General features: G+C 29.7%; 12 protein-coding genes. 5 read left to right on the top strand and 7 right to left on the bottom strand.

Going from position 1 to position 22,424, the window contains the following annotated elements; all coding sequences use genetic code 11:
* Window positions 1-9: 9 nt before the first annotated feature.
* Both ACOQN8_RS16020 and ACOQN8_RS16015 read left to right on the top strand, forming a co-directional pair.
* Entirely contained in the window at window positions 10-945 is a 936-nt protein-coding gene (locus ACOQN8_RS16020; RefSeq protein ID WP_272149397.1) for a PorP/SprF family type IX secretion system membrane protein, read from the top strand.
* A gap of 11 nt (window positions 946-956) precedes the next feature.
* Complete coding sequence (locus ACOQN8_RS16015; RefSeq protein WP_420553434.1) at window positions 957-2,840, top strand: OmpA family protein; 1,884 nt, start codon at window positions 957-959, stop codon at window positions 2,838-2,840.
* A 103-nt stretch (window positions 2,841-2,943) separates the two neighbouring features.
* Here the strand turns inward: ACOQN8_RS16015 and ACOQN8_RS16010 are convergent, their stop codons facing one another.
* From ACOQN8_RS16010 to ACOQN8_RS16000, 3 genes are all read right to left on the bottom strand, one after another.
* Window positions 2,944-3,438 (bottom strand): CAP domain-containing protein, encoded by a 495-nt coding sequence (locus ACOQN8_RS16010; protein WP_420553433.1) that lies wholly within the window; start codon window positions 3,436-3,438, stop codon window positions 2,944-2,946.
* 92 nt (window positions 3,439-3,530) lie between these two features.
* Window positions 3,531-3,968, bottom strand: a complete 438-nt coding sequence (locus tag ACOQN8_RS16005; protein ID WP_272149394.1) for a DUF4268 domain-containing protein — start codon at window positions 3,966-3,968, stop codon at window positions 3,531-3,533.
* A 193-nt stretch (window positions 3,969-4,161) separates the two neighbouring features.
* A complete protein-coding gene (locus tag ACOQN8_RS16000; protein WP_420553432.1) occupies window positions 4,162-4,743 on the bottom strand; it encodes a MiaE family protein in 582 nt (193 codons plus the stop codon).
* Between the two features lie 172 nt (window positions 4,744-4,915).
* Here ACOQN8_RS16000 and ACOQN8_RS15995 point away from each other — a divergent pair, with 172 nt between their 5' ends.
* Window positions 4,916-10,411: an alpha-2-macroglobulin family protein gene (locus tag ACOQN8_RS15995; protein WP_420553431.1), complete on the top strand. Its 5,496-nt coding sequence runs from the start codon at window positions 4,916-4,918 to the stop codon at window positions 10,409-10,411.
* Between the two features lie 163 nt (window positions 10,412-10,574).
* Window positions 10,575-11,888, top strand: a complete 1,314-nt coding sequence (locus tag ACOQN8_RS15990) for a DEAD/DEAH box helicase (protein WP_420553430.1) — start codon at window positions 10,575-10,577, stop codon at window positions 11,886-11,888.
* A gap of 76 nt (window positions 11,889-11,964) precedes the next feature.
* Here ACOQN8_RS15990 and ACOQN8_RS15985 read toward each other — a convergent pair whose 3' ends face one another.
* Together ACOQN8_RS15985 and ACOQN8_RS15980 are read right to left on the bottom strand one after the other, a co-directional pair.
* Window positions 11,965-15,795 carry a M48 family metallopeptidase gene (locus ACOQN8_RS15985; RefSeq protein WP_420553429.1) on the bottom strand — a complete coding sequence of 1,277 codons (3,831 nt, stop codon included), beginning with the start codon at window positions 15,793-15,795 and terminating at the stop codon, window positions 11,965-11,967.
* A gap of 129 nt (window positions 15,796-15,924) precedes the next feature.
* A complete protein-coding gene (locus ACOQN8_RS15980; protein WP_420553428.1) occupies window positions 15,925-16,878 on the bottom strand; it encodes a tRNA dihydrouridine synthase in 954 nt (317 codons plus the stop codon).
* Between the two features lie 85 nt (window positions 16,879-16,963).
* On the opposite strand from ACOQN8_RS15980, the gene pbpC reads away from it, so the two are divergent.
* Window positions 16,964-19,312 carry a penicillin-binding protein 1C gene (gene pbpC / locus ACOQN8_RS15975; RefSeq protein WP_420553427.1) on the top strand — a complete coding sequence of 783 codons (2,349 nt, stop codon included), beginning with the start codon at window positions 16,964-16,966 and terminating at the stop codon, window positions 19,310-19,312.
* On the opposite strand, the gene ACOQN8_RS15970 is transcribed toward pbpC, so the two are convergent.
* Together ACOQN8_RS15970 and ACOQN8_RS15965 are read right to left on the bottom strand one after the other, a co-directional pair.
* Complete coding sequence (locus ACOQN8_RS15970; RefSeq protein ID WP_420553426.1) at window positions 19,296-21,524, bottom strand: SulP family inorganic anion transporter; 2,229 nt, start codon at window positions 21,522-21,524, stop codon at window positions 19,296-19,298. The genes pbpC and ACOQN8_RS15970 overlap by 17 nt on opposite strands.
* On the bottom strand, window positions 21,525-22,352 hold the full coding sequence (locus ACOQN8_RS15965) for a universal stress protein (protein ID WP_420553425.1): 828 nt from the start codon (window positions 22,350-22,352) through the stop codon (window positions 21,525-21,527). It abuts the gene before it with no gap.
* Window positions 22,353-22,424: the final 72 nt, after the last annotated feature.

The raw sequence follows: 22,424 nt of genomic DNA, 5'->3' as shown, positions 1-22,424 counted from the left end.
GTATAAGCTATGAAGCAAAATTACAGATTTCATATAATTTTCATTTTAATAATTACAACTGTATTTAACGTTGAAAGTCAACAGTTACCTCAGTTTACCCAATACATGTATAATACAATATCGGTAAATCCAGCATATGCAGGAAGTAGAGAAGTATTGAGTATTGTAGGATTGCATAGAAGCCAATGGGCAGGTTTTGGAAAAGGACCAGAAACTCAAACATTGTCAATACATACACCACTTAGAAATGATCGAATAGGTTTAGGATTGTCATTTATAAATGATAAGTTGGGATATGAGAATTTCACATATCTGTATGGAGATTTCTCTTACACAATTAATCTAAGTGAAGAAACTAGGCTAGCATTCGGATTAAAAGCTGGGTTTACTCAATATAATTTAGATGATGAATTGATTGCTGCAGAAGCAGGAGATCCTGGGATTAGTGGTGTTAGAAATAGATGGGAACCAAATGTAGGAGCAGGGCTCTATTTACATACGAATAAATGGTATTTAGGACTATCAGCTCCAAGATTATTAAATATAGATCATAACGATTTAACAATTGGAGGAGTTGATTACGGAATTGTAGATAAAGTGAGTTATTATCTAACAGCAGGTTATGTATTTAACTTAAGTAATAGTGTAAAATTTAAACCAGCGACTTTAATCAAAGCAACAAATGGAGCGCCTTTATCATATGATGTAACAGCAAATTTTCTTTTCAATGAAAAGTTTTGGTTAGGAGGATCTTATAGATTTAATGAATTTACAGGAGCTTTAGGAGCTATCGTAGATTTTCAAGTATCTAGACAATTTAGAGTCGGATATGCATATGAGTATCCTCTATCGGATATAAATCAATTTTCTAGCGGAACACATGAAGTCTTATTAATGTATGAGTTAATTAAGGTGAATAGAGTAAAATCGCCTAGATATTTTTAAAAAGTATAGATATGAAGACAAAAATTACATTTTTAATATTGATTTTTTGCTTTTCTTATTCTTTTTCACAAAAAAGAGTAGCAGATAAGTTCTTTAAAAACTATGCATATATAAAGGCATCAGAATTTTATAAAAAAGCAATTAAAAGAGGAGATAGTAGTTCTTATACTTTGACAAAGTTGGCAGATTGTTATTACAATAATTCAAATTCAAAAGAAGCTAATAAATGGTATGCTATAGCAGCCCAAAAAGATGAAGGCTTAACTAATGAAAGTATTTATAAATATGCACAATCATTAAGAAGTGTAGGAGAATATAAAAAAGCTGAAGAGTGGCTAGAAAAACTGCCTAGTAATAATTTTCAGATTGTAAATGTAGATTATGAGAAACTAAAAGCACTTAATAACGATTCAATAAAAATTACCAACTTAGATGTTAATACTAAAAATTCAGATTTTGCACCTTATGTTCATAAGCATAAGTTCATGTTTGCTTCTACAAAGAATGAGAAGGGAAAAATGTACGAATGGAATAATGAACCTTACTTGGATTTATATGAAGCGACCATTATAGATTATGGAAATTCAAAGTCAATAGAAAATGTAATTCCTTTAACATCATCAAAAATAAATACTGGGTTTCACGAATCGAGTATAGCTATTACCAATGATGGAAAAACCATGTATTTTACAAGAAATAATCTGAACAAAAGAAATAAGTTAGATTATGATAAAGAAGGAACATCACATTTAGAAATTTTTAAAGCAACTCTAATAAATGGAGAATGGACAAATATAGAAGAATTACCATTTAATGATGAAGTATATTCAAATGGACATCCAGCCTTAAGTCCAGATAATAAAACATTGTACTTTACATCAAATATGCCTGGAGGTTATGGTTTAACAGATATTTACAAAGTAGCAATACTACCTAATAATACGTATGGAGAGCCCGTAAATATGGGAGAAAAAATAAATACAAGTGGGAGAGACATGTTTCCATTTGTGTCATCAGATTATACATTTTATTTTTCATCAGACGGTTATGAGAATTTAGGGTTATTAGATATTTATAAATCGAATTTATTAAAAAATAATTCGGCAGAAGTAAAAAATTTGGGAGCACCATTTAATAGTGGATATGATGACTTTGCATTTTTTATGAATGAAGATAATAAAACAGGATACTTTTCATCAAATAGACCAGGAGGAAAAGGAAAAGATGATATTTATAGTTTTGAATCATATAAATGTATGCAATTGGTTAGTGGAGTAGTGTATGATAGTAAAACAAACGAAATTTTAGCAAATGCTTTAGTAGAATTTATTGGTGAAGATGGAAAGGTGATTAAAAAAATAACAACAACAGAAGATGGAGCTTTTGAGTTTGAAGCAGAATGTAAAAAGAAATACACACTTAGAGGAACAAAATTAGATTATAAAGACGATTTAAAGAATATAGAAACAACAAATATTCATCATCAAAACATCAAACAAGATTTATATCTAACTCCATTGATAATTGATAAAGAAATTGTGATAGCACCTATCTTTTTCGACTTTGATAAGTGGAATATAAGGCCAGATGCAGCTTTTGAATTGGAATATGTAGTGAAGGTTTTAAATAATCATCCAGATATGATTATTAAAATAGAATCACATACTGATAGTAGAGGAGGCGATTTATACAATGAAGTATTATCAGATAAAAGAGCAAAATCAACAAGAGATTATATCATTTCAAGAGATATAGCACCAGAAAGAATAGAAAGTGCCATAGGGTATGGAGAAAAACAATTAGTAAATAAGTGTAAAAATTATGTTCCTTGTACAGAAGAGGAACACCAAGAAAATAGAAGATCGAAGTTTATAATATTAAATGATTATAAGTAATTATTTCTTCCTCCCGTAACTGTAGTTTATAAAAAAGCCTTCATTTCATAATTATGAAATGAAGGCTTCTACTTATTGTTAAAAATTCAAATAAACAATAAAACTATTTCTTTATAAAAATATTAGTAAAGTACCATTTACCTTCTGAATCTTTCTCTGCAGAAATTTCAAAATGAGTAAAATTACCTTCTATATTTTTTCTATGACCTTCACTTTTAATCCATGCATTTACCACAGATTGGGCAGTAGAATAACCATAGGCAACATTTTCACCAACACCAGTAGCATTAGCATTTTGTGTTAAATATTGTTTACGTTGATAGAAAAAATCGTGAGAGATTTTATTCTGATCAATCATGTAATTGGTATGATTATTTGCTTGAGATTTAATTGCTTGGAGTTTGCTTAAAACAGATAACCCATTAGCAACACGGTAGTTATTGATGAGTACTAATACTTCAGACTCAATAGATTTCTCAGCGATAACAGTAGTTGACTCAGAAGGATTACCAGCCAATTCTATTTCGCTATTTGACGAACAAGATGTTAAAACCAGTGCAAACAACACTAGCAATAACCGTAGGGGTTGGTTATTCATAGGGGTATAGGGGTTATAAAAATGTGGTACAAATATAAGGGTAAATTAACTTAAAGTGTTGGTTGTTAGTTAAAAAGGGGCATTTTCCTATATTAAATAGCCTGTTTTATAAAGTCCTCATATTCATAAAAAAACAATTCAAACTGTTCCATAGTTTCTACATAAAATTCATAGCAATCACGCCAAGTATTTTTGTTGTGAATACTGAATTTTTTCTCAAAAGGAACATAAATTCGATGGATAATTTTACGATTATCTAACTCAAAGTTATCATCGTAAATAACTTCAGGTAAATATTCTGTTTCTAAGATTTTTCTTAAAGAAAGTAACTGGTCATATAGTAATTCATTGGCAATACTCTCAGGATGTTCAAAATCTAAGCAAACAGACGCTTTTTTTCTATCAGCCTGAAATTTAAAAGCAAAACCTTTAATTTTAGTATTATACAAAAGCCATTTTCTAGGAAAAGATTTTCCAAAGCTAGTCCAAAATTCTTTACGTAAACGAGCAGATTCTTCTTTACTAAACATAGAATATTATTTTAAATAATTAGAAACAGTACCATTCCAATAACATTTAATACACCGTCCTTCTTTAAAATCATGTTTACAATTATCATAATTATATAATCTGTGTGAACACTCAGGGCATAAAGCTAGCATTTTAGAACTAAGTTTATAATATTCTGAATTACACTCAGAACAAAAAACGATGTCTTTAGGATTATCCATGTACTTTAGCAACAGTTCCACGATTTCTCATCATTTCAGCTTCAAAAGCAATTAAATCGTTCCACTTCTTGTCAACTATTTCTCTATCCTGATATTTTCTAGCAAAACCTAAAAAAGTAGTATAGTGATTCGCTTCAGAAATCATTAAATCTCTATAGAATTTAGATAATTCTTCGTCTTCCATATTTTCAGAAAAAACTTTGAATCGCTCACAACTTCTAGCTTCAATAATTGCAGCAATTAATAAACGTTGAATTAAAGCTTCTGTACGATCTTTAGTTTTGGTAAAGAATTTTTGCAGTTGAATAGCATAATCATTCTTTTGCTCTCGTCCTAAAACCATTCCTCTTTTTACCATAAAATCATGTACCATTTTAAAGTGCTCCATTTCTTCTATGGCAATAGCACTCATACTTTGTACAAGTTCAGTTTCTTCAGAATAGTTAATAATTATAGATACAGCATTAGATGCGGCTTTTTGCTCTAAAAAAGCGTGATCAGTTAATATCTGTTGTAAATTATCTTTAGCAATATCGGCCCAAGAAGTTTCCGTTTCAAATTTTAATCCTAACATGTTCTTATTTCAATATGGATGGCAAAATTAAGCATTATTAAATTCAAGAAAGAATTGTTCTCAAATTTCTTTTAAAAAAGCTAATTTTTTAAGGTAATTTTTTGATCGTGATATTTCTAAAATATGTAACTTTGATATACTTCGAGAAATTAATAAGAAAAGCTATTTTGCTATGAGAAATACTATTAAAATATTAGCGCTAATCATCTTAATGTTAGCTCTTAATGCATGTAAAAAAACAGGAGACCAAGAAAGTGATATAAATGCTTACACAGAATACGTTTCTGTATTTCCAGAAAAGCTAGTTTCCATTACTCCAAAGTTCGATTTTTATTTAAAGAAAAAAATAGATGAAGCAACTGTAAATAACGATGTATTTACAATTAGTCCAAAAGTAAAAGGAGAAACAACTTTTAAAGATAATGTTATTTCATTCATCCCAAGTGAAAAATTACAAAGCAATCAAGAGTACAAATTAACATTACATTTATCAAAATTATATAATGATATTGATTCAGGTTTAAAAGACTTTACAATTAAAGTAAAAACCAAAGAACTACTTTTTAATGTCTCATTAAATTCACCAAAAGTATCCAATAAAGATAAGTATGTTGTTGAAGGAATTTTAACAGCTAGTGATGTAGTAGAAAGTTCAAAATTACCAGAACTAGTCAAAGCAAATTATAATGGAAGCGAAGTAAATGTAAAGTTTGAAACGTTTGAAGAGTTTGCTTCAAAAGTACATTTTAAAATAGACAGCTTACAACGTTTTGATGACGATAAGGTTTTAAAAGTTTTATGGAATGGAACAGCTATAAAATCTACATCAAAAGGAGAGAGAGATTTAATAATTACTGGAAAAAACAACTTTAAAGTTTTAAATGCAGAAGTAGTAAATGCAGATAAACAGCATATAGAAATTAGTTTCTCAGATCCAATTAAAAAAGGACAAGATTTAAGAGGTTTAATTCAATTTCAAAATACACAAAAGAGAAGATTTACCTATAAAATTAGTAATAATATAGTAAACGTATATCCAAAAACAACTTTTAAAAATAAAGTAGATTTAACTATTTTTAAAGGAATAAAGAATACAGAAGGATATGCTCTAAAAGAAAGCTTTAGTAAGACATTACATTTTGAGCAGCTAAAACCATCAGTTTCATTTATAAAAAGCGGTTCAATTTTACCAAATTCAAGTAATTTAAAAGTCAATTTTAAAGCGGTTAACTTAAAAGCGGTTGATGCAACAGTTTATAAAATTTATAAAAATAATGTGCTACAGTTTTTACAGTACAATAACTTAAATAACCAAGGAAATTTACGTTATGTAGGAAGACCAGAAGCAAAATATACTATAAATTTAACCAATCAAGGAGTAGATTTAACAAAAGAAAATGCTTTTGCTATTGACTTGTCAGAAATATTAGCTGTTGAAGATGGAGCAATGTATAGAGTAGAATTTACATTTAACCAAGAATACTCAAATTATACATGTGATGGCGTAGTTAATAATAACACGATTGTTTACGGAAAAAAGAAAATAGATACTAAGCAATATGATAACCAAAACTATTATAGTGATGGATATTATAATTACAACTGGAGAGATAGAGAAAATCCGTGTACCACTTCTTATTACTACGATAAAAAAATTAGTACAAATATTTTAGCAACTAATTTAGGAGTAATAGTAAAAAAAGGAAATAACAATAAAACGTTTGTAGCTGTAACTGATTTATTAACAGCAGAACCAGCTGCAGGATCAAAAGTTACCTTGTATAACTTACAGCAACAGCCAATAAAAACAGTAACTACCAATAAAGAAGGAATAGCAACTTTTGAAGATATTCATAACGCATTTTTTGCAGTAGCAACTAAAAGTAATAATACAACTTACATTAAATTGAATGAAGGAAATGCTTTGTCAATGAGTAAGTTCGATGTTTCAGGAACAAAACTTCAAAAAGGAATCAAAGGATATATTTATGGAGAAAGAGGAGTTTGGCGACCAGGAGACCATTTATACCTAACATTTGTGTTAAATGATAATGCAAATCCATTACCAGAAAAACATCCTATCAAATTTGAATTGATAAATCCACAAGGCAAAATAATAGAGAGAAAAGTTTTATATAAAAACAAGTATAATGTATATCCGTATGCACCAAAAACAAGTCAAGAAGCAATTACAGGAAATTGGAAACTGAGAGTGACTATTGGTGGAGCAGTGTTTACAAAGACATTAAAAATAGAAACGATAAAACCAAATCGTTTAAAAATAAAATTAAAAACAGTATCGGAAGTAATAAAAGCTAATGAGGCAATTAATGGCGACGTAGAAGTAAAATGGCTACATGGAGCAATTGCAAGAAACTTAAAATTGGATATCAATGGAAAATTCAGACAAACCAAAACAACATTTTCAAAATTCAAGAATTATAATTTTGATGATGTTACAAGAAGGTTTGGAACAGAAGAGTTTTCAGTATTAAAAGGGAAATTAAATAATGAAGGAGAAACTACATTTTCTGTAAAACCAAAATTAGACAATAAAGCACCAGGAATGCTAAAAGCAAGCTTTATAACAAAGGTTTACGAAAATGGAGGAGACTTTAGTACGGATGTATTCACAAAAAAAGTATCACCATATACAAGTTATGTAGGATTATTAAATGCAGAAGAACAGCAATCAAAAAACTATTTGTTTACAGACGAAAAGTATACATTTAATGTAGCAACGGTTAATGAAAAAGGAGTAGGAATAGCAAATCGTTTGGATGTAAAAGTATATAAATTATCATGGAGATGGTGGTGGAGTACTTCGGATAATGGATTATCTAGTTATGACGGAACACGTTATCATGAGCCTTATAAAACAGTACAAGTTAAAACAGGAGCAAACGGAAAAGGATCATTTGACTTAAAAATAAGTGAAAATGATTGGGGACGTTATTTAATAAAAGTTACAGATAAAGAAAGCAGGCACGTAACATCAAATGTAGTGTATTTTGACTGGCCATCTTGGTATGGAAAGAAAAAAGGGAGTCAAGATAAAACCAATGCAACAATGCTTGTTTTTACAACAGATAAGGAAACTTATAATGTAAAAGAAACAGCAACAGTAACATTTCCGTCCTCAGAAGGAGGAAGAGCGTTAATTACAATAGAAAATGGAACAGAGGTATTAGATCATTTTTGGGTACCAACAAAGGCTAAACAAACAAAATTCTCTTTCCCAGTATTAGCAAGCTATACACCTAATGTTTTTGTGAATATATCCTTATTACAAAAACATAGTCAAACAGTAAATGATTTACCAATACGAATGTATGGATCAATACCAATGATGGTCAATGATCCAGCAACAAAATTGACGCCAGAAATACAGTTAGCAGATGAATTAAGACCAGAATCGGTTGCCAATATTAGAGTAAAAGAAAAAGATGGAAAACCAATGACGTATACAATAGCATTGGTAGATGATGGATTATTAGATTTAACACGATTTAAAACACCAAATCCATGGAATACATTTTATGCAAGACAATCGTTAGGAGTTAGAACTTGGGATATTTTTGATGATGTAATAGGGGCTTACGGTGGAAAAGTAAATCAGATATTGAGTATTGGAGGAGATGAAGCAGAAGCAGGAAGTAAGAATAAGAAAGCCAATCGATTCAAACCAATGGTTACTTATTTAGGACCATTTAATTTAGAAAAGGGAGATATTCAAAAACATTCTATAAAAATACCAAAGTATGTAGGATCGGTAAGAGCAATGGTAGTAGCTACAGATGCAAAAGAAGAAGCATATGGAAGTGATGAAAAAACAGCATTTGTTCGTAAACCAGTTATGATTTTAGCATCATTGCCTAGAAAAATAACACCGCAAGAAACAGTAACCTTACCAGTAACAGTTTTTGCAATGAAACCAGAAATTAAAAATGTTAAGGTTACAGTTGCGCCTAACGAAGCTTATACTATAGAGGGGAGCAAAACGCAAACAGTTACATTTAGCCAACCAGATGAAAAAATGGCTTACTTTACATTAAAAGTAAATGATTTTAAAGGAATAGGAAAAGTAAAGATAAATGCAAGTTCTGGAAGTGAAAAAGCATCTTATGAGGTAGAAATAGATGTGTTAAATCCAAATCCAGTAACTACAGAAGTAAAAGATTTAGTGGTAAAATCAAATGAAAATAAAGAAATTGATTTCACTACTTTTGGAACCAAAGGAACAAATTCAGCTACCGTTGAATTGTCTACTTTACCTCCGATGAATTTTACAAAACGTTTAGGATATTTAATACGATATCCACATGGTTGTGTAGAACAAACAACATCAAGTGCTTTTCCACAATTGTATTTACCTGAGATATTTGAATTATCAAAAGAAAAACAACGAGAGATAGAACGAAATGTAAAAGCGACAATTCAACGATTATCAGACTTCCAAATAGCAAATGGAGGCTTGTCTTACTGGCAAGGAAATTCTAGAGCAGATAATTGGGGAACATCTTATGCAGGGCATTTTATGATAGAAGCAGCCAAAAAAGGATATGTATTACCAATAGGTTTTAAATCAAATTGGATTAGTTATCAAAAGCAGCAAGCACGCAATTGGAGAAATAATTCAAGCTATAGTAATAATGCGCTTTCGCAAGCGTATAGATTGTATACTTTGAGTTTAGCAAATAGTCCAGATTTAGCTTCAATGAATCGTTTAAGAGAAACAAGAAGTATTTCAAATGAAGCAAAAATGCGTTTAGCATCAGCATATGCATTGATTGGAAAAAAATCGATTGCAAAAGTTATTTTAGGAACTTTAACAGCAGAGAATTATTCTAGAAGATATTATTATAATTATGGTTCTGAAACTAGAAACAAAGCAATGGCATTAGAAACTTATACATTGTTAAATGATGAAGTGAAAGCAATAAAATTAGCTAAAGAGATTGCAGAAACCTTGTCTAGTGAGCAATGGATGAGTACGCAAACTACAGCATTTAGTTTATTAGCTATGAGTCAGTATGCATTGCAAAATGGAGAAAATACAGGAATTCATGCTAAATTTACTATCAATAGTAATTCAAAAAATATCAATATTCAAAAAGCATTATATGCTGAAGATATAGAAGAAATTAAAAAAGAGAATACATTTAAAATTTCGAATAAAAGTAAAGGAGTATTGTATGTACGATTATTGAACAAAGGAATTTTACCAGTAGGTGTAGAAAAAGTAGTTCAAAAGAATTTAGAAGCAACAATAAATTATAAAACAAAAGGAGGAGATCGTATAGATCCTACAAGTATATCACAAGGAACAAACTTTATAGCTGAAATTACGATAAGAAACTCAACTAACGATAAAGTAGAAAATGTTGCATTAACAGAATATATACCGTCAGGATGGGAAATTGTAAATACTAGATTTACCGATTTTGGTAACAATGCATCCTCTTCAAAAGTAGATTATACAGATATTAGAGATGCAAGTATAAGTAACTATTTTACTTTAAATAAGTACGAAACAAAAACGTTTAGAGTATTATTAAATGCATCGTATTTAGGAACCTATTATTTACCAGGAGTACAAGTAGAAGCTATGTATGATAATGATTATATAGCACGTACAAAAGGACAGTGGGTGAATGTAGTGAAATAATACCTGTAAAGTAACTTTTTTATTAGGACTACAATTTGTAGAATAAATTTAAAGCTTATTGATTTTTCAATAAGCTTTTTAATTTGTTAAATACTTAATCCTTTCTAGTTAAAGACTGCCTATCTTTGCCCTGAATAAAAATTTCATAGATATTTTAAGAATTATGGGAATTAGTATAAAAACACAAGAAGATATTTTAGCCAAATTGAATATCTATGAACTAAATGAAATGCAACAAAAAGCCATTTCAACAATTGATACCACTACAAATACCGTAATACTTTCTCCAACAGGAACAGGAAAAACATTGAGTTTTCTATTACCAACATTAAAATTAATAGATCCTAATAAAAAAGAAGTTCAGGTACTAATATTAGTGCCTTCAAGAGAATTAGCTATTCAAATTGAACAGGTAATTAGAGAAATGGGAACAGGATTAAAAGTAAATGCCGTATATGGAGGACGTTCAATGGCGAAAGATAAAACAGAACTAAAACATATACCTAGTATCTTAATTGGGACACCTGGGAGAATTGCTGATCATTTCGCAAATAATCGTTTTTCTAAAGAGTATATAAAGACATTAATTTTAGACGAGTTTGATAAATCGTTAGAAGTAGGTTTTGAATATGAAATGCGAGGAATTATAAACCAATTAGCTAACATTAATAAACGAATCTTAACTTCAGCAACGAAAGAGACTGAAATCCCAGACTTTGTACGTTTAAACAATCCAACAGTATTAAATTACTTAACTGGAAAAACACCTAAAAAGCTGACGCTAAAAACAGTGATATCTCCATCAAAGAATAAGAATCAAACATTAGTAGAATTATTACAACATATAGGAAATCAGCAAGGAATTATATTTTGTAATTTAAAAGATAGTATTCAGCAAGTCAGTGAATTTTTAACCAAGAATAAAATAGCACATAGTTGTTTTTCTGGAGGAATGGAACAAAGAGACCGTGAACGGTCATTAATTAAGTTTAGAAACGGAACTAGTCAGGTATTATTAGCTACAGATTTAGCTGCTAGAGGAATTGATATTCCAGAAATGAAATATATAATTCATTATGAGTTACCACAACGAATAGAGGAATTTACACATCGAAATGGTAGAACTGCTAGAGTAAACGCAAAAGGGACAGCTTATATTTTAAAATGGCAAAAAGAAAATTTACCAGAGTTTATTAAAGATGCACCTAACGCAGATATTTCACATAAAGAAAAAATGAAATCTCGTTATTGGGAAACCCTATTTATTTCAGGAGGAAGAAAGGATAAAATTTCAAAAGGAGATATTGCAGGATTATTCTTTAAAAAAGGAGATTTAACTAAAGAACAAGTAGGCGTGATAGAGTTAAAGCAAGATTGTGCTTTTATAGCAGTACCTGTAACCGAAGCAAAACGACTAGTTGAAAGCTTAAATAATAGACGTTTAAAGAATAAAAAAGTACGCATTAGTATTGTTTAAAAAGATTAGAGCAATAAAAAAGGAGTAACCTATTATTTAAGTTACTCCTTTTTTGTGAAATACTAATTGTGATGAACTATAATAAATATGGTTTCTCGTTAGCAAATAAAGCACCTTTATAAAACTGCTTCCATTTCTGAGGAATATCACCATCTAAAATAATATTAGCCATAATATAAGTCTGTGCTTTCCATCTAAGATCTAATTTAGAGATGTGCTTATCTACTTGAGTATACTTTTTTGATTTAATTAAAGAAACCAATTTGTTAATATATTTTTGATCCAATTTAAGAGGTTCAAAGAAAGATAAAAATTGTTGATAGTCTTTTTTGTTTTTTATACTAAGAGCTAGTGTAGACCATACGTTGTTTAAATTTACTCCTTCTTTATCAGAAATATTCAAAGCCGAAGTTATCATTTGTTTGGTAGCTCCTTTAGAAGCACCAATTAAACGAAGAGCATAAGTTTTAGATTCTTCAAATTTTTGAGCTAATTCATAAGCTTTATGTATTTCACCTTTATGTAAGAGATAATAGACATAATCAGGATTAGTAGATTTTTCTTCTATATTACCTGTTTCTAAACTATTATAGTAATTAATTTCTTCATTGTCTATTATAGTAGTGTACTTTTTTTCTTTTAAAGTATTATTTAATACTCTTTTTATACGTTCAGCATTGTTTGCAATTAATTCTTGTAAACCTTTATTTTTAACAGCGTCAAATGCTTTGTATGCTTTTGTATAAGCTCCTATTTCACTGTAACAATTTCCAGCAGCATAAGCTAGCCAATTATGGTTTTCCCATTTTTCAAATCCTTTAATAAATTGTGAATTTTTCTCTGACTCATTTTCAATACATCTAGTAGCTAAATAAAAATAATCAGGATTGTTTGGTGAATCTAGTAATAATTGAGTGTTTTTCTCACAAATACTTTTATGAGATAAAGAATCACTTAAATCTTGCATGGCTCTTAAACTAATTAATTCAGTTGGATTTTTAACCAGTCTAGATTTAGGAATATCGATACCATTTGGTACTTGATTTAAATAGTACATCCACATAACTAAATGCTTACTATCTTCATGATCCCATTTACTATGAGTTTTAATAACATTATTTAGTTGAATGGAATCAGATACCATGCTCATAATACTTTCGGGAGCAATGTCACTATAGGCATGTAATGCATGTCTTTTTTCACCGCTACTACTAGAAGATAGACTAATAGACGTAGGAGGTTCTTCTAAAATATAATCTACCTTAGTAGAAAACCATTTTTTAGCACCTAAAAAAGATCTTTCGTTTATTCCAGATGGAGTATAGTTATAACCATAAAAAATAGGGTATTCCATGAAAACACCAGCATTTGCAATATTATAAATATGAGCTGAATGATCGTTAAATTCAAAATCGTCTTCTTCAATAATATCACCTTCAAGGGTAGTAGTTATGGTATGATACTTTTCTCCATAATTTAATTGTAATTTTTTAGAGGTATTAGGAGGAATATAATAGGTATCGTTATTTAGAGATACATTTACATTTGTTTGTAATCCATTATAGATGTATAATGGTAATTTTTGAGAGTAATTACCATAAAACAATGCAGCAAAAACAATACTAGCAGAAATACCAAACTTTGCTATTGATGGAATTAAACCATCACCAACAATGAAACGATCCCACATACTTAGTTCTTGTTTTACTTTTCGTTCATTACCAGTAACTAAAGTATCATATTTTTCAGGGATAGAAAAAGAACTTGCTTTTATATCTAATTGTTGTTGCTTTAAATAGGCATTTTTAACACTCTCTTCAGTTTCTAATAAAAGTTCTAACGATTCATTTCTTAATTTTTGAAGTGCGCTAATAGCTACATTAGACCATCCGTCAATAGCATTTACCCAATTATTTATATTTTCTTTATCAGGAGGAGTTAATTTGAACTCTTCAAATAATGAAGAGTAACTTTCTATATTCATATTTTTAAGAAGTTCAGTAGAAAGTTTAATCTGATTTCCATGTAAGTAAATTCTTCTTAAAACACCGTAGTATTCATTAGCTAATTTTAAAATATCTGCTAGTTCAGATGTAGATACATTACCATCAGCCAAAGCTATAATTAAGGTGTGGTTAAAGCTATTTCTTATATCATCAATGCTAGAAACGCTATGCTCACTATAATGTACTAGTTTAGTTAATTCTTTTAAATAAATACCTACCTCTCCATTAATATGATTAGAAGCTTTAAAATGCAAGGTTCTACAACGCTTATCATGGTCTATTAATTCTTGTTGAATTTCATCAGCTTCTTTATTTAATGAATCTAAAAGATCAGGGATTTCATTTCTTTTAACTTCATTTCCTCTATGCCATATTCTTCTTTTTTCAATAGTAATAGCTTCATTTTGACTAATAATCAAAGCAGCAATTTCTTGTTGTATTTCTTGAAGTAGACTAATTTTACTACTAATACTTTTAGGGTAAAGTTTATCAAAATCGTCTTTTATTGGTTTTGAAGGAACATCAGCTTCAAATAAAAGGTCAGAGGTTTTGAAATTTAAAAAAGGCTGTCTCTGAAAAAATGTAGAATGATATTTTGGATTTAAAAATAACCAATCAAAATAGGTGTCGTTTTGTTTTTTTATAGAATCATCATTACTTATTAATGTAGTCTCAACTTTACTTGTTTTAATAATTCGAGAGGTAAGTTCTTTTCTATAAAAAGAAGGCTTAGAAAATAAATCCCAAGAAACTCTATTATCTATAGGCTCATATATATAAGTTTTCTTAGCATTATTTTCTCTATCTATATCTGCTGGGTGTGTTTCCCACATTTTTGGAGGATTGTACTTAGCAGAAGTGAAAATTCGATGTTCTTCACGATTTTCTTGAGGAATTTCAGGAGATTTACCATAACTAGGATTGTCTAATACCTTAGCCATTTGTTGTATGTAATTTGTTTGTAAAATATACATGTCTTCAATAGCCTTTTTGTCTTGTAAATCATCATTAATACAAGTTATCGTATTTGCATAAGCTTCATCAGCAATTTGTAGTTTATACAAGGCATGGATTAGAGCATCACTTCCTGTTAATGAAACAGCAACCAAGTCAGCTTGAAATTCCATTTCTCTAGACAAAGCTCTTTCTGCAATAATAACCACACTAAAACAAACTTCAATCAAAGACCTAATAGCCCAAACTAAAATAGAAAGAATCCAACCTACCCAAGAAATTCTGATATCTATGCTTGATAAACCAGCTAAAAAACTGTCAAATGCATCTCGTTTTGTTATGATTTTATGAGCTACACGTTGAGCAACATATACATATCTACCCAATAACATTGATTTTTGAGCAAAGTGTCCAAACTCATGAGCTAATACAGCTTTAAACTCTCCTAAACTCAAAACATTAACTAATCCAAGTCCTATTTCTAAATTCTTTTTTGATGGTATTAAAAGATTTAAAAAAGAAATATCATAAGAAACACTTGCGTTAACTCTATCAGTTAAAAATACTTTATGTGGTCTTGGAGCTCCAGCTTCATCGGCTAATTTATATAGGTAATCAAATAATAAAGGTTCATCTTCTTTATTAATATATAGTTGCATTGGATTTTTCTCTTTTTTATCTAAAAAGAAAAGGGATTTAATCATAAATAATGATAAAAAACCAAATCCAGCAGCGAGTAAATAATTCCAAAAATGACCATCAAAATTATTAGCATCAATAAATAAGTTATAAGCTAATTTTGCAAACCATATTGTTAATGAAAAGTATAGAACTATAAAAAGAAATAAACCCAATATTGAGAACCATACATGTTTTTTAAAAGATTTTGTAGGTTGTGTTAAACCAGTCGGAACCTTAGCCGACATTCTAGTGTAGAAACTACTCATAGCATTTTAAAATTTTCTTATTCAAGTTCCCAAATATAATTAAAAGATTGATTATAAAAAGAATAATCACTTTAACTATAGAGTAAATAAAAAAATGCTAGTAATAGATTAGTAAATTAAATAAAAAAATTAGTTGTCTCTTTCCCCATTTAATATCTCCTTTACAGCTGCTTGGTATTTTTTTTGATTAGTAGCCTTCTTAATTTTTTTATAGGTCTTACGAGGATCGGAAAAAGATTTTGAAAAATATTCCCAAAAACCTAGCATTTTCATCTTAATAGGAGTTGGTCCCGATAAAGCAGCATCGTATTGTTCATATATCTCGTCATGAAAAGCTTCAAAACGTTTCCATCTATCCTTTGGATATTCTGTAGTATTATCTTTTATCATTTGTGGTAAAAATGGATCAGCAATTAATCCGCGACCAATCATAAAATGCATAATACTAGGAAAACGTTCTTTCATAGCGTTAAAGCCTTCAACAGAAGTAATATCGCCATTATAATACAATTGATGTTTAGCTACATCTATACATTTTTGAAAAGCATCTAGGTCTACACTACCTTTGTACAATTGTTTTCCAATTCGAGCATGAATTGCTATACTTTTCAAAGGATATTTATCTAAAATAGGAAAAGAGTGCAAAATTTCTTCACTATTTTCATATCCCATTCTCATTTTCATTGAAACAATAATGTCTGTTTCGTTATGAGCTTTGTGTAAGACTTCATCTATTCTGGTAGGATTACATATTAATCCAGATCCCATACCAGATTTAGTAACCATTGGGTAAGGACAACCTAAGTTCCAATTCAATTCTTTATACCCTAAACTCTGAACATATTTAGCAACAAACAAAAATTCATCAGGATCATTGGTAATAACTTGAGGAATAACCGTTAAAGTTGTGTTATTTTCGGGTAATAAATCACGTTCGTAACTCGATTTTATTTTAAATTTCCCATTCAAACGAATATAAGGAGCATAATAGGTATCAATACCACCAAAATATTTGTGTTGGGCATTTCTAAAACGAAAATCGGTAAATCCTTGTAAAGGAGACGAAAGTAAGGTGAAACTCATTAGTATGTAATAAGCTGCAAATATAACTTTCTTAACTTTATATTTTAAGCATAAACTTTATACTTTTGAATTGAATAAATTGTAGATGAAAATTAGTTTCAATTTTTTTAAAAAGCATAAAATAAAGACAATCATTTTAAGTGTATTAATGGTTGTTTACTATTTCTGTTTGCCTAAAAAAATATTCGAAACTCCTACATCAACAGTGGTTACAGCAAGTAATAATGAATTACTAGGCGCTGTAGTAGCAAAAGATGGTCAATGGAGATTTCCTGAATTAGATTCTGTACCCAAAAAGTTTGAACAATGTGTCTTACAATTTGAAGATGCCTATTTTTATCAGCATTTTGGTTTTAATCCAGTTGCTATAGGAAAAGCTATGATAGACAATATCAAGGCTAAAAAAATTGTTAGAGGAGGAAGTACCATTACGCAGCAAGTAATTCGTTTAGCTCGTAAAAACCAACAACGCTCTTATCTTGAAAAGTTAAAAGAATTACTATTAGCAACTCGATTAGAGTTTAGCTATTCGAAAAAAGAAATTTTAAAACTATATGCATCTCATGCACCTTTTGGAGGTAATGTAGTAGGTTTAGAAATGGCATCATGGCGTTATTTTGGTTTACAACCTCACCAACTTTCATGGGCCGAAAGTGCAACGTTGGCAGTATTACCCAATGCACCTTCGTTAATTTATCCAGGAAAAAATCAACAGAGATTAAAGAAAAAAAGAAATCGTCTATTACAAAAGCTGTATAAGGAAGGTATTATTGATCAAATTACGTATGAGTTAGCAGTTGAAGAAGAGTTACCTCAAAAACCTTATGCTTTACCTAATATAGCTCCACACTTAGTACAGGAAATAGCCAAAAAAGAGGAAGGTAAATACGTACAAAGTTCTATTGACATCCATATACAACGACAAGTAAATAATTTAGCAAAGCAACATTACGAACGTCAAAAACAAAATGAAGTATATAATTTGGCTGTATTGGTTTTGGATGTTGAAACAAGAAAAGTGATTAGCTATGTTGGGAATTCACCAACAGATAAAAAACATCAAAAAGATGTAAATAATATAATAGCTCCAAGAAGTACAGGAAGTACATTAAAGCCGTTATTATATGCGCATATGTTACAATCGGGAGATTTGTTACCAACACAGTTAGTTGCTGATATTCCTACTGAAATAGCAGGATATAGTCCCAATAATTTTAATTTAACTTTTGATGGAGCAGTACCTGCAAATGAAGCTTTAACAAGATCGTTAAATATTCCAGCAGTACGAATGTTACAGCGATATGGTTTAGAGAAGTTTACAGAGGATTTAAAAGATTACCGCATTGACGATATTAACAAATCTGCTGATTATTACGGATTGTCATTAATATTAGGAGGAGCAGAAGCTAGTTTATGGGATTTATGCAAAACATATGCTGGTTATGCAGGTATTGTAAATAATTACGAAACTTTAAAGCATAAATATTATCAAAATGAATATCAAAACCCAAGTTATACATACGCTACTGATGTTGATTTTGGAGCTGTTAAAGAAAGTTATTTAAGTATAGATGCTGGATCAGCTTTTACTACTTTAAATACATTAACAGAAGTTAATAGGCCATTGACAGATCAAGCTTGGAAATATTTTGATTCTTCACAAAAAATAGGGTGGAAGACAGGAACTAGTTTCGGAAACAAAGATGCTTGGGCAATTGGAGTTACTCCAAAATATGTAGTAGGAGTATGGATGGGGAATTCAGATGGAGAGGGACGTCCAGATTTAACAGGAGTAGGAAGTGCAGCACCTTTAATGTTTGATGTTTTTGATATTTTACCAAAATCAGATTGGTTTTTAGAACCTTTTGAAGATTTAATTGAAGAAAAAGTCTGTAAACAAAGTGGCTATTTAGCATTGCCAATATGTAAATCGGTACTAAAACAAATTCCTAAAAATGGAATAAATGCTAAATCATGTCCGTATCACAAGGAAATAACTGTAGATACTTCAGAAAAATACCGAGTAAATTCATCATGTGAGTCTATTAGTAACATGAAAAATATTGTTTGGTTCGAACTGCCTCCTCTAATGGCGTATTATTATCAACAAAAAAATGCTGCTTATAGAGTATTACCAAATTTTAGAGGAGATTGTATACAACTTGAAAATAATACAATAGATTTTATTTTTCCTTCTAAAAACTATTCAAAATTATCTTTAACAAAAAATGAAAATGGTACTTTAAATCCAATCATTTTAAAGTTAATGCATGCAAATGATAACGCTAATGTTTATTGGTACATTAATGATAAATACCTAGGAAAAACACAGCAGTATCATGAACAATCTATAAAACCTAAAGAAGGAACTTATAAAATCACTGTTATTGATGATTCAGGAAACGAAAAAACTCGTTTTATACAGATTCAATAACAGACATTTTTTTCTCAGTAATTACATTCTTTAAACGCATACCAAAGTCTGCTAAAGATTTAATTTCCTTAATACCAGCTAAACGCTCTCTACCAATAATTAATAAACCTTTATTACTCGCTTCAATGTGATAGTATTTATTACTTTCAAAGAATAAGACCAATTCATCAGTAAAGAAAGACTTGATTTCTAACTCGTCTTTTCCAGATAAATAAAACCTTTTTGAAAAGTCAGGGTGGTTTTCAATATTAATATCTTTAAAACCAGCAAAGTGATATATGTATTCAAAAATTCCTTCTCTATCTAAGGTAAATTCAGGTACTTCTTGATCTAAATTAATGTGTAACATGGTAGCTTTTATAATTTGCTTAGCAAAAAGTTCACCCTCATGAAATTCTACATCAAATAAGGTACATTTTTTATTAGATAAGATGTTAGATACTTTATTTATTTGCCTAGTTTTAAAATAACCAAAATGAGGAATTCGTGTTACTGGTTCTTTAGGTAAAACCGCATAATTCCAACCTAATTCATTACCAATACTTTGTAGAGATTTTTGTCTTTTAGTTAAGCTATTAGGTTTTCTTGTTTCTTCTGTTTGAAGAGGAATATTTTTACGTAAAGCAAAAGGGTGTTCGCTACCGGTTTTATAACCGTCAAGTCCAATTACTTCAAAATGTCCTCCTTTACGTTTGAAAGACTCAGCATAATTATGAAGATTTTCCATTACAGAATGGTCAACAAAATCACATAATGTAAAGTCAATTATAGCATCTTCATTTTCTGGTATTTGATCTAGTTTAGCTTTTAATTTTGTATAGTTTAAAAAGCTTGAAAAATTTTCAACAGAAACATAGTATTTATCGTCTTCTTTAAACATTAAAACATTAGGTTTTAATAGATTTTTAAGAAAAAACATAAAGTTTTTGTTTATAAAAACGTGGATAACAAAAGTTATAAAAATTCCCGCTAAAATACCTGTAATTAAACTTGTTGTAATTGTAGTAATTAAAGTAGCTAAGAAAATAACTAATTGCTCTTTACCAATTTTAAATACTTTTTGAATGTTCTCTGGTGAAGCTAATTTATATCCAGTATATACTAAAATGGCAGCTAAGGCTGGAAGTGGTATTTTACGTAATTCGGTAGCAAATAATAAAATGAAAACAACTAAAAATGCTGCATGAAAAAAGTTAGCAGAACGATTACTACCTTTATTATTAACATTTACAGAACTTCGTGCAATTACCGTAACTACATTTAAACCTCCTAATAAACCACTAATAACTGTAGCTAAACCTAAGGCTCTAATGTCTTTGTTTACATTAGAACGACGTTTTAAAGGATCAAGTTTATCAACAGCTTTAATACTTAATAAACTTTCAATACTAGCAATTAAAGTAATAGCTATTACAGCGTTGATAAAGTCGAATTGATAAATTTTACTAAAATCAGGAAAGGCAAAGTTAGATAATACATCATCAGGTAAATTAATCAATATACTTTTATCAATCGGATATGGAGCTGCAGAAAACATATCATAGTAATAGTATAAACCTACACTTAAAACAACAATCCACATTGGTGCTGGAATTAATTGAAAGTATTTATTCCTTATTTTACTATAAAAAACCATAATAAGTAAACTACCTATACCTACCAAACCAGCATAAAAAGTACTTGTATTGTCTGTATTTACGAAATCAATAACACCTTGAGGAACTTGTATTAATAGGTCAACAATGCTCCCTTTGGCATTTAAATTACCAAACATCACATGAATTTGTTTCGCAAAAATCCCAATACCAATGGCAGCTAACATTCCTTGAATTGCTGATGAAGGGAAAAAATCTCCCAAAGATCCAAGTCGTAAAAAACCTAAGATGATCATGATAATTCCTGAAACTACAATGGCGGCTAAGGTATATAAGAAACCTTGATGCATATCGCCAGCACCTAAAGTAGTAATGGCTGCTAAAATTACAACTACCAATCCATTACCAGGTCCTGTAATAGTAACATTAGAACCTCCTAAAATAGCAACTACCGAACCTCCAATAATTGCAGCAATAATTCCTGAAATAGGAGGAGCACCAGATGCTAAAGCTAATCCTAAACCTAAAGGCAGTGCAATTAATGAAACTACAAAACCTGAAAATATATTTTGAGGTAATTCTCCTAAAAATGTTTTAAATTGATTTTTCTTACTCATTTATTTAACGATTAAAACATCGGTTGGTAATTCAGCTAAAATATATTCTAAATCATGCGGGAAAATTCTATCAATGATCCCCGTTTTTTTAGGAGCACTCATTACAAGTAAATCAGCCCTTTTTACTTTAGCATAGTGACCTATAGAATATCCTCTACGTCCGAAAATACTTTGTTTTTTTATAATAATATCTTTGGTGTCAATTTCATCAAGTACACATTGTACACGGAAATCTTCACGTTCCTTTAAACGTTCTTTTGCTAAAGTAGCTTTACGTAAAGAAGCATCGTCGTTAACTTTTACATTTAGTTCTGTTTGGCTAATTTCTTCAACAATAGTAACTCTTTTACAGTCTAGCTTTTTAGAAATGGCTAAGGCAGCTTTAATAGTTTCTTTTGTTTTATCATCTTCCAAACCACTTACAACAACATGATTACAAGGAACTCTTTCAATAGATGGTTTTATTAAAAGTAATACAGAGCATTTAGCTTTACGTGTAAGTTCTCTAGCTATAGAACCTACATAATATTTATAGAGTTTCTCTTTTTGTAAAGCACCTAATATTAATAAATCTATTTGCTCTTGTTTTGTCGTTTGAAGTATAACATCGACCGGTTTACCTTCTTGCCAGATCGTTTTGAAAGGTTGTTCTAGTGCTGAAACTTCATCTAAAAGTTGTTGTAATTGTTTTTCTTTTTCTTCAGATTTTTCTCCAACATGTACACCAATTACCTGAGCTCCAAGCATATTTCCCAATCGTAAAGCTTCAAATAAATTCGCTTTTAAATTAGGAGAGAAAGCAATACCAATTAAAATTTTTTTAATCAAAATATTGTTTATTTTTAAGTTTTCGAAGATAGAATTTTATTCTTATTCCGAGAAATAATATTTTTTACATAA

Source organism: Tenacibaculum aiptasiae (assembly GCF_965221665.1).
Lineage (GTDB): Bacteria > Bacteroidota > Bacteroidia > Flavobacteriales > Flavobacteriaceae > Polaribacter > Polaribacter aiptasiae.
The sequence above is the reverse complement of the archived record's forward strand: the minus strand, read 5'-3'. Positions and strand labels throughout refer to the sequence as shown.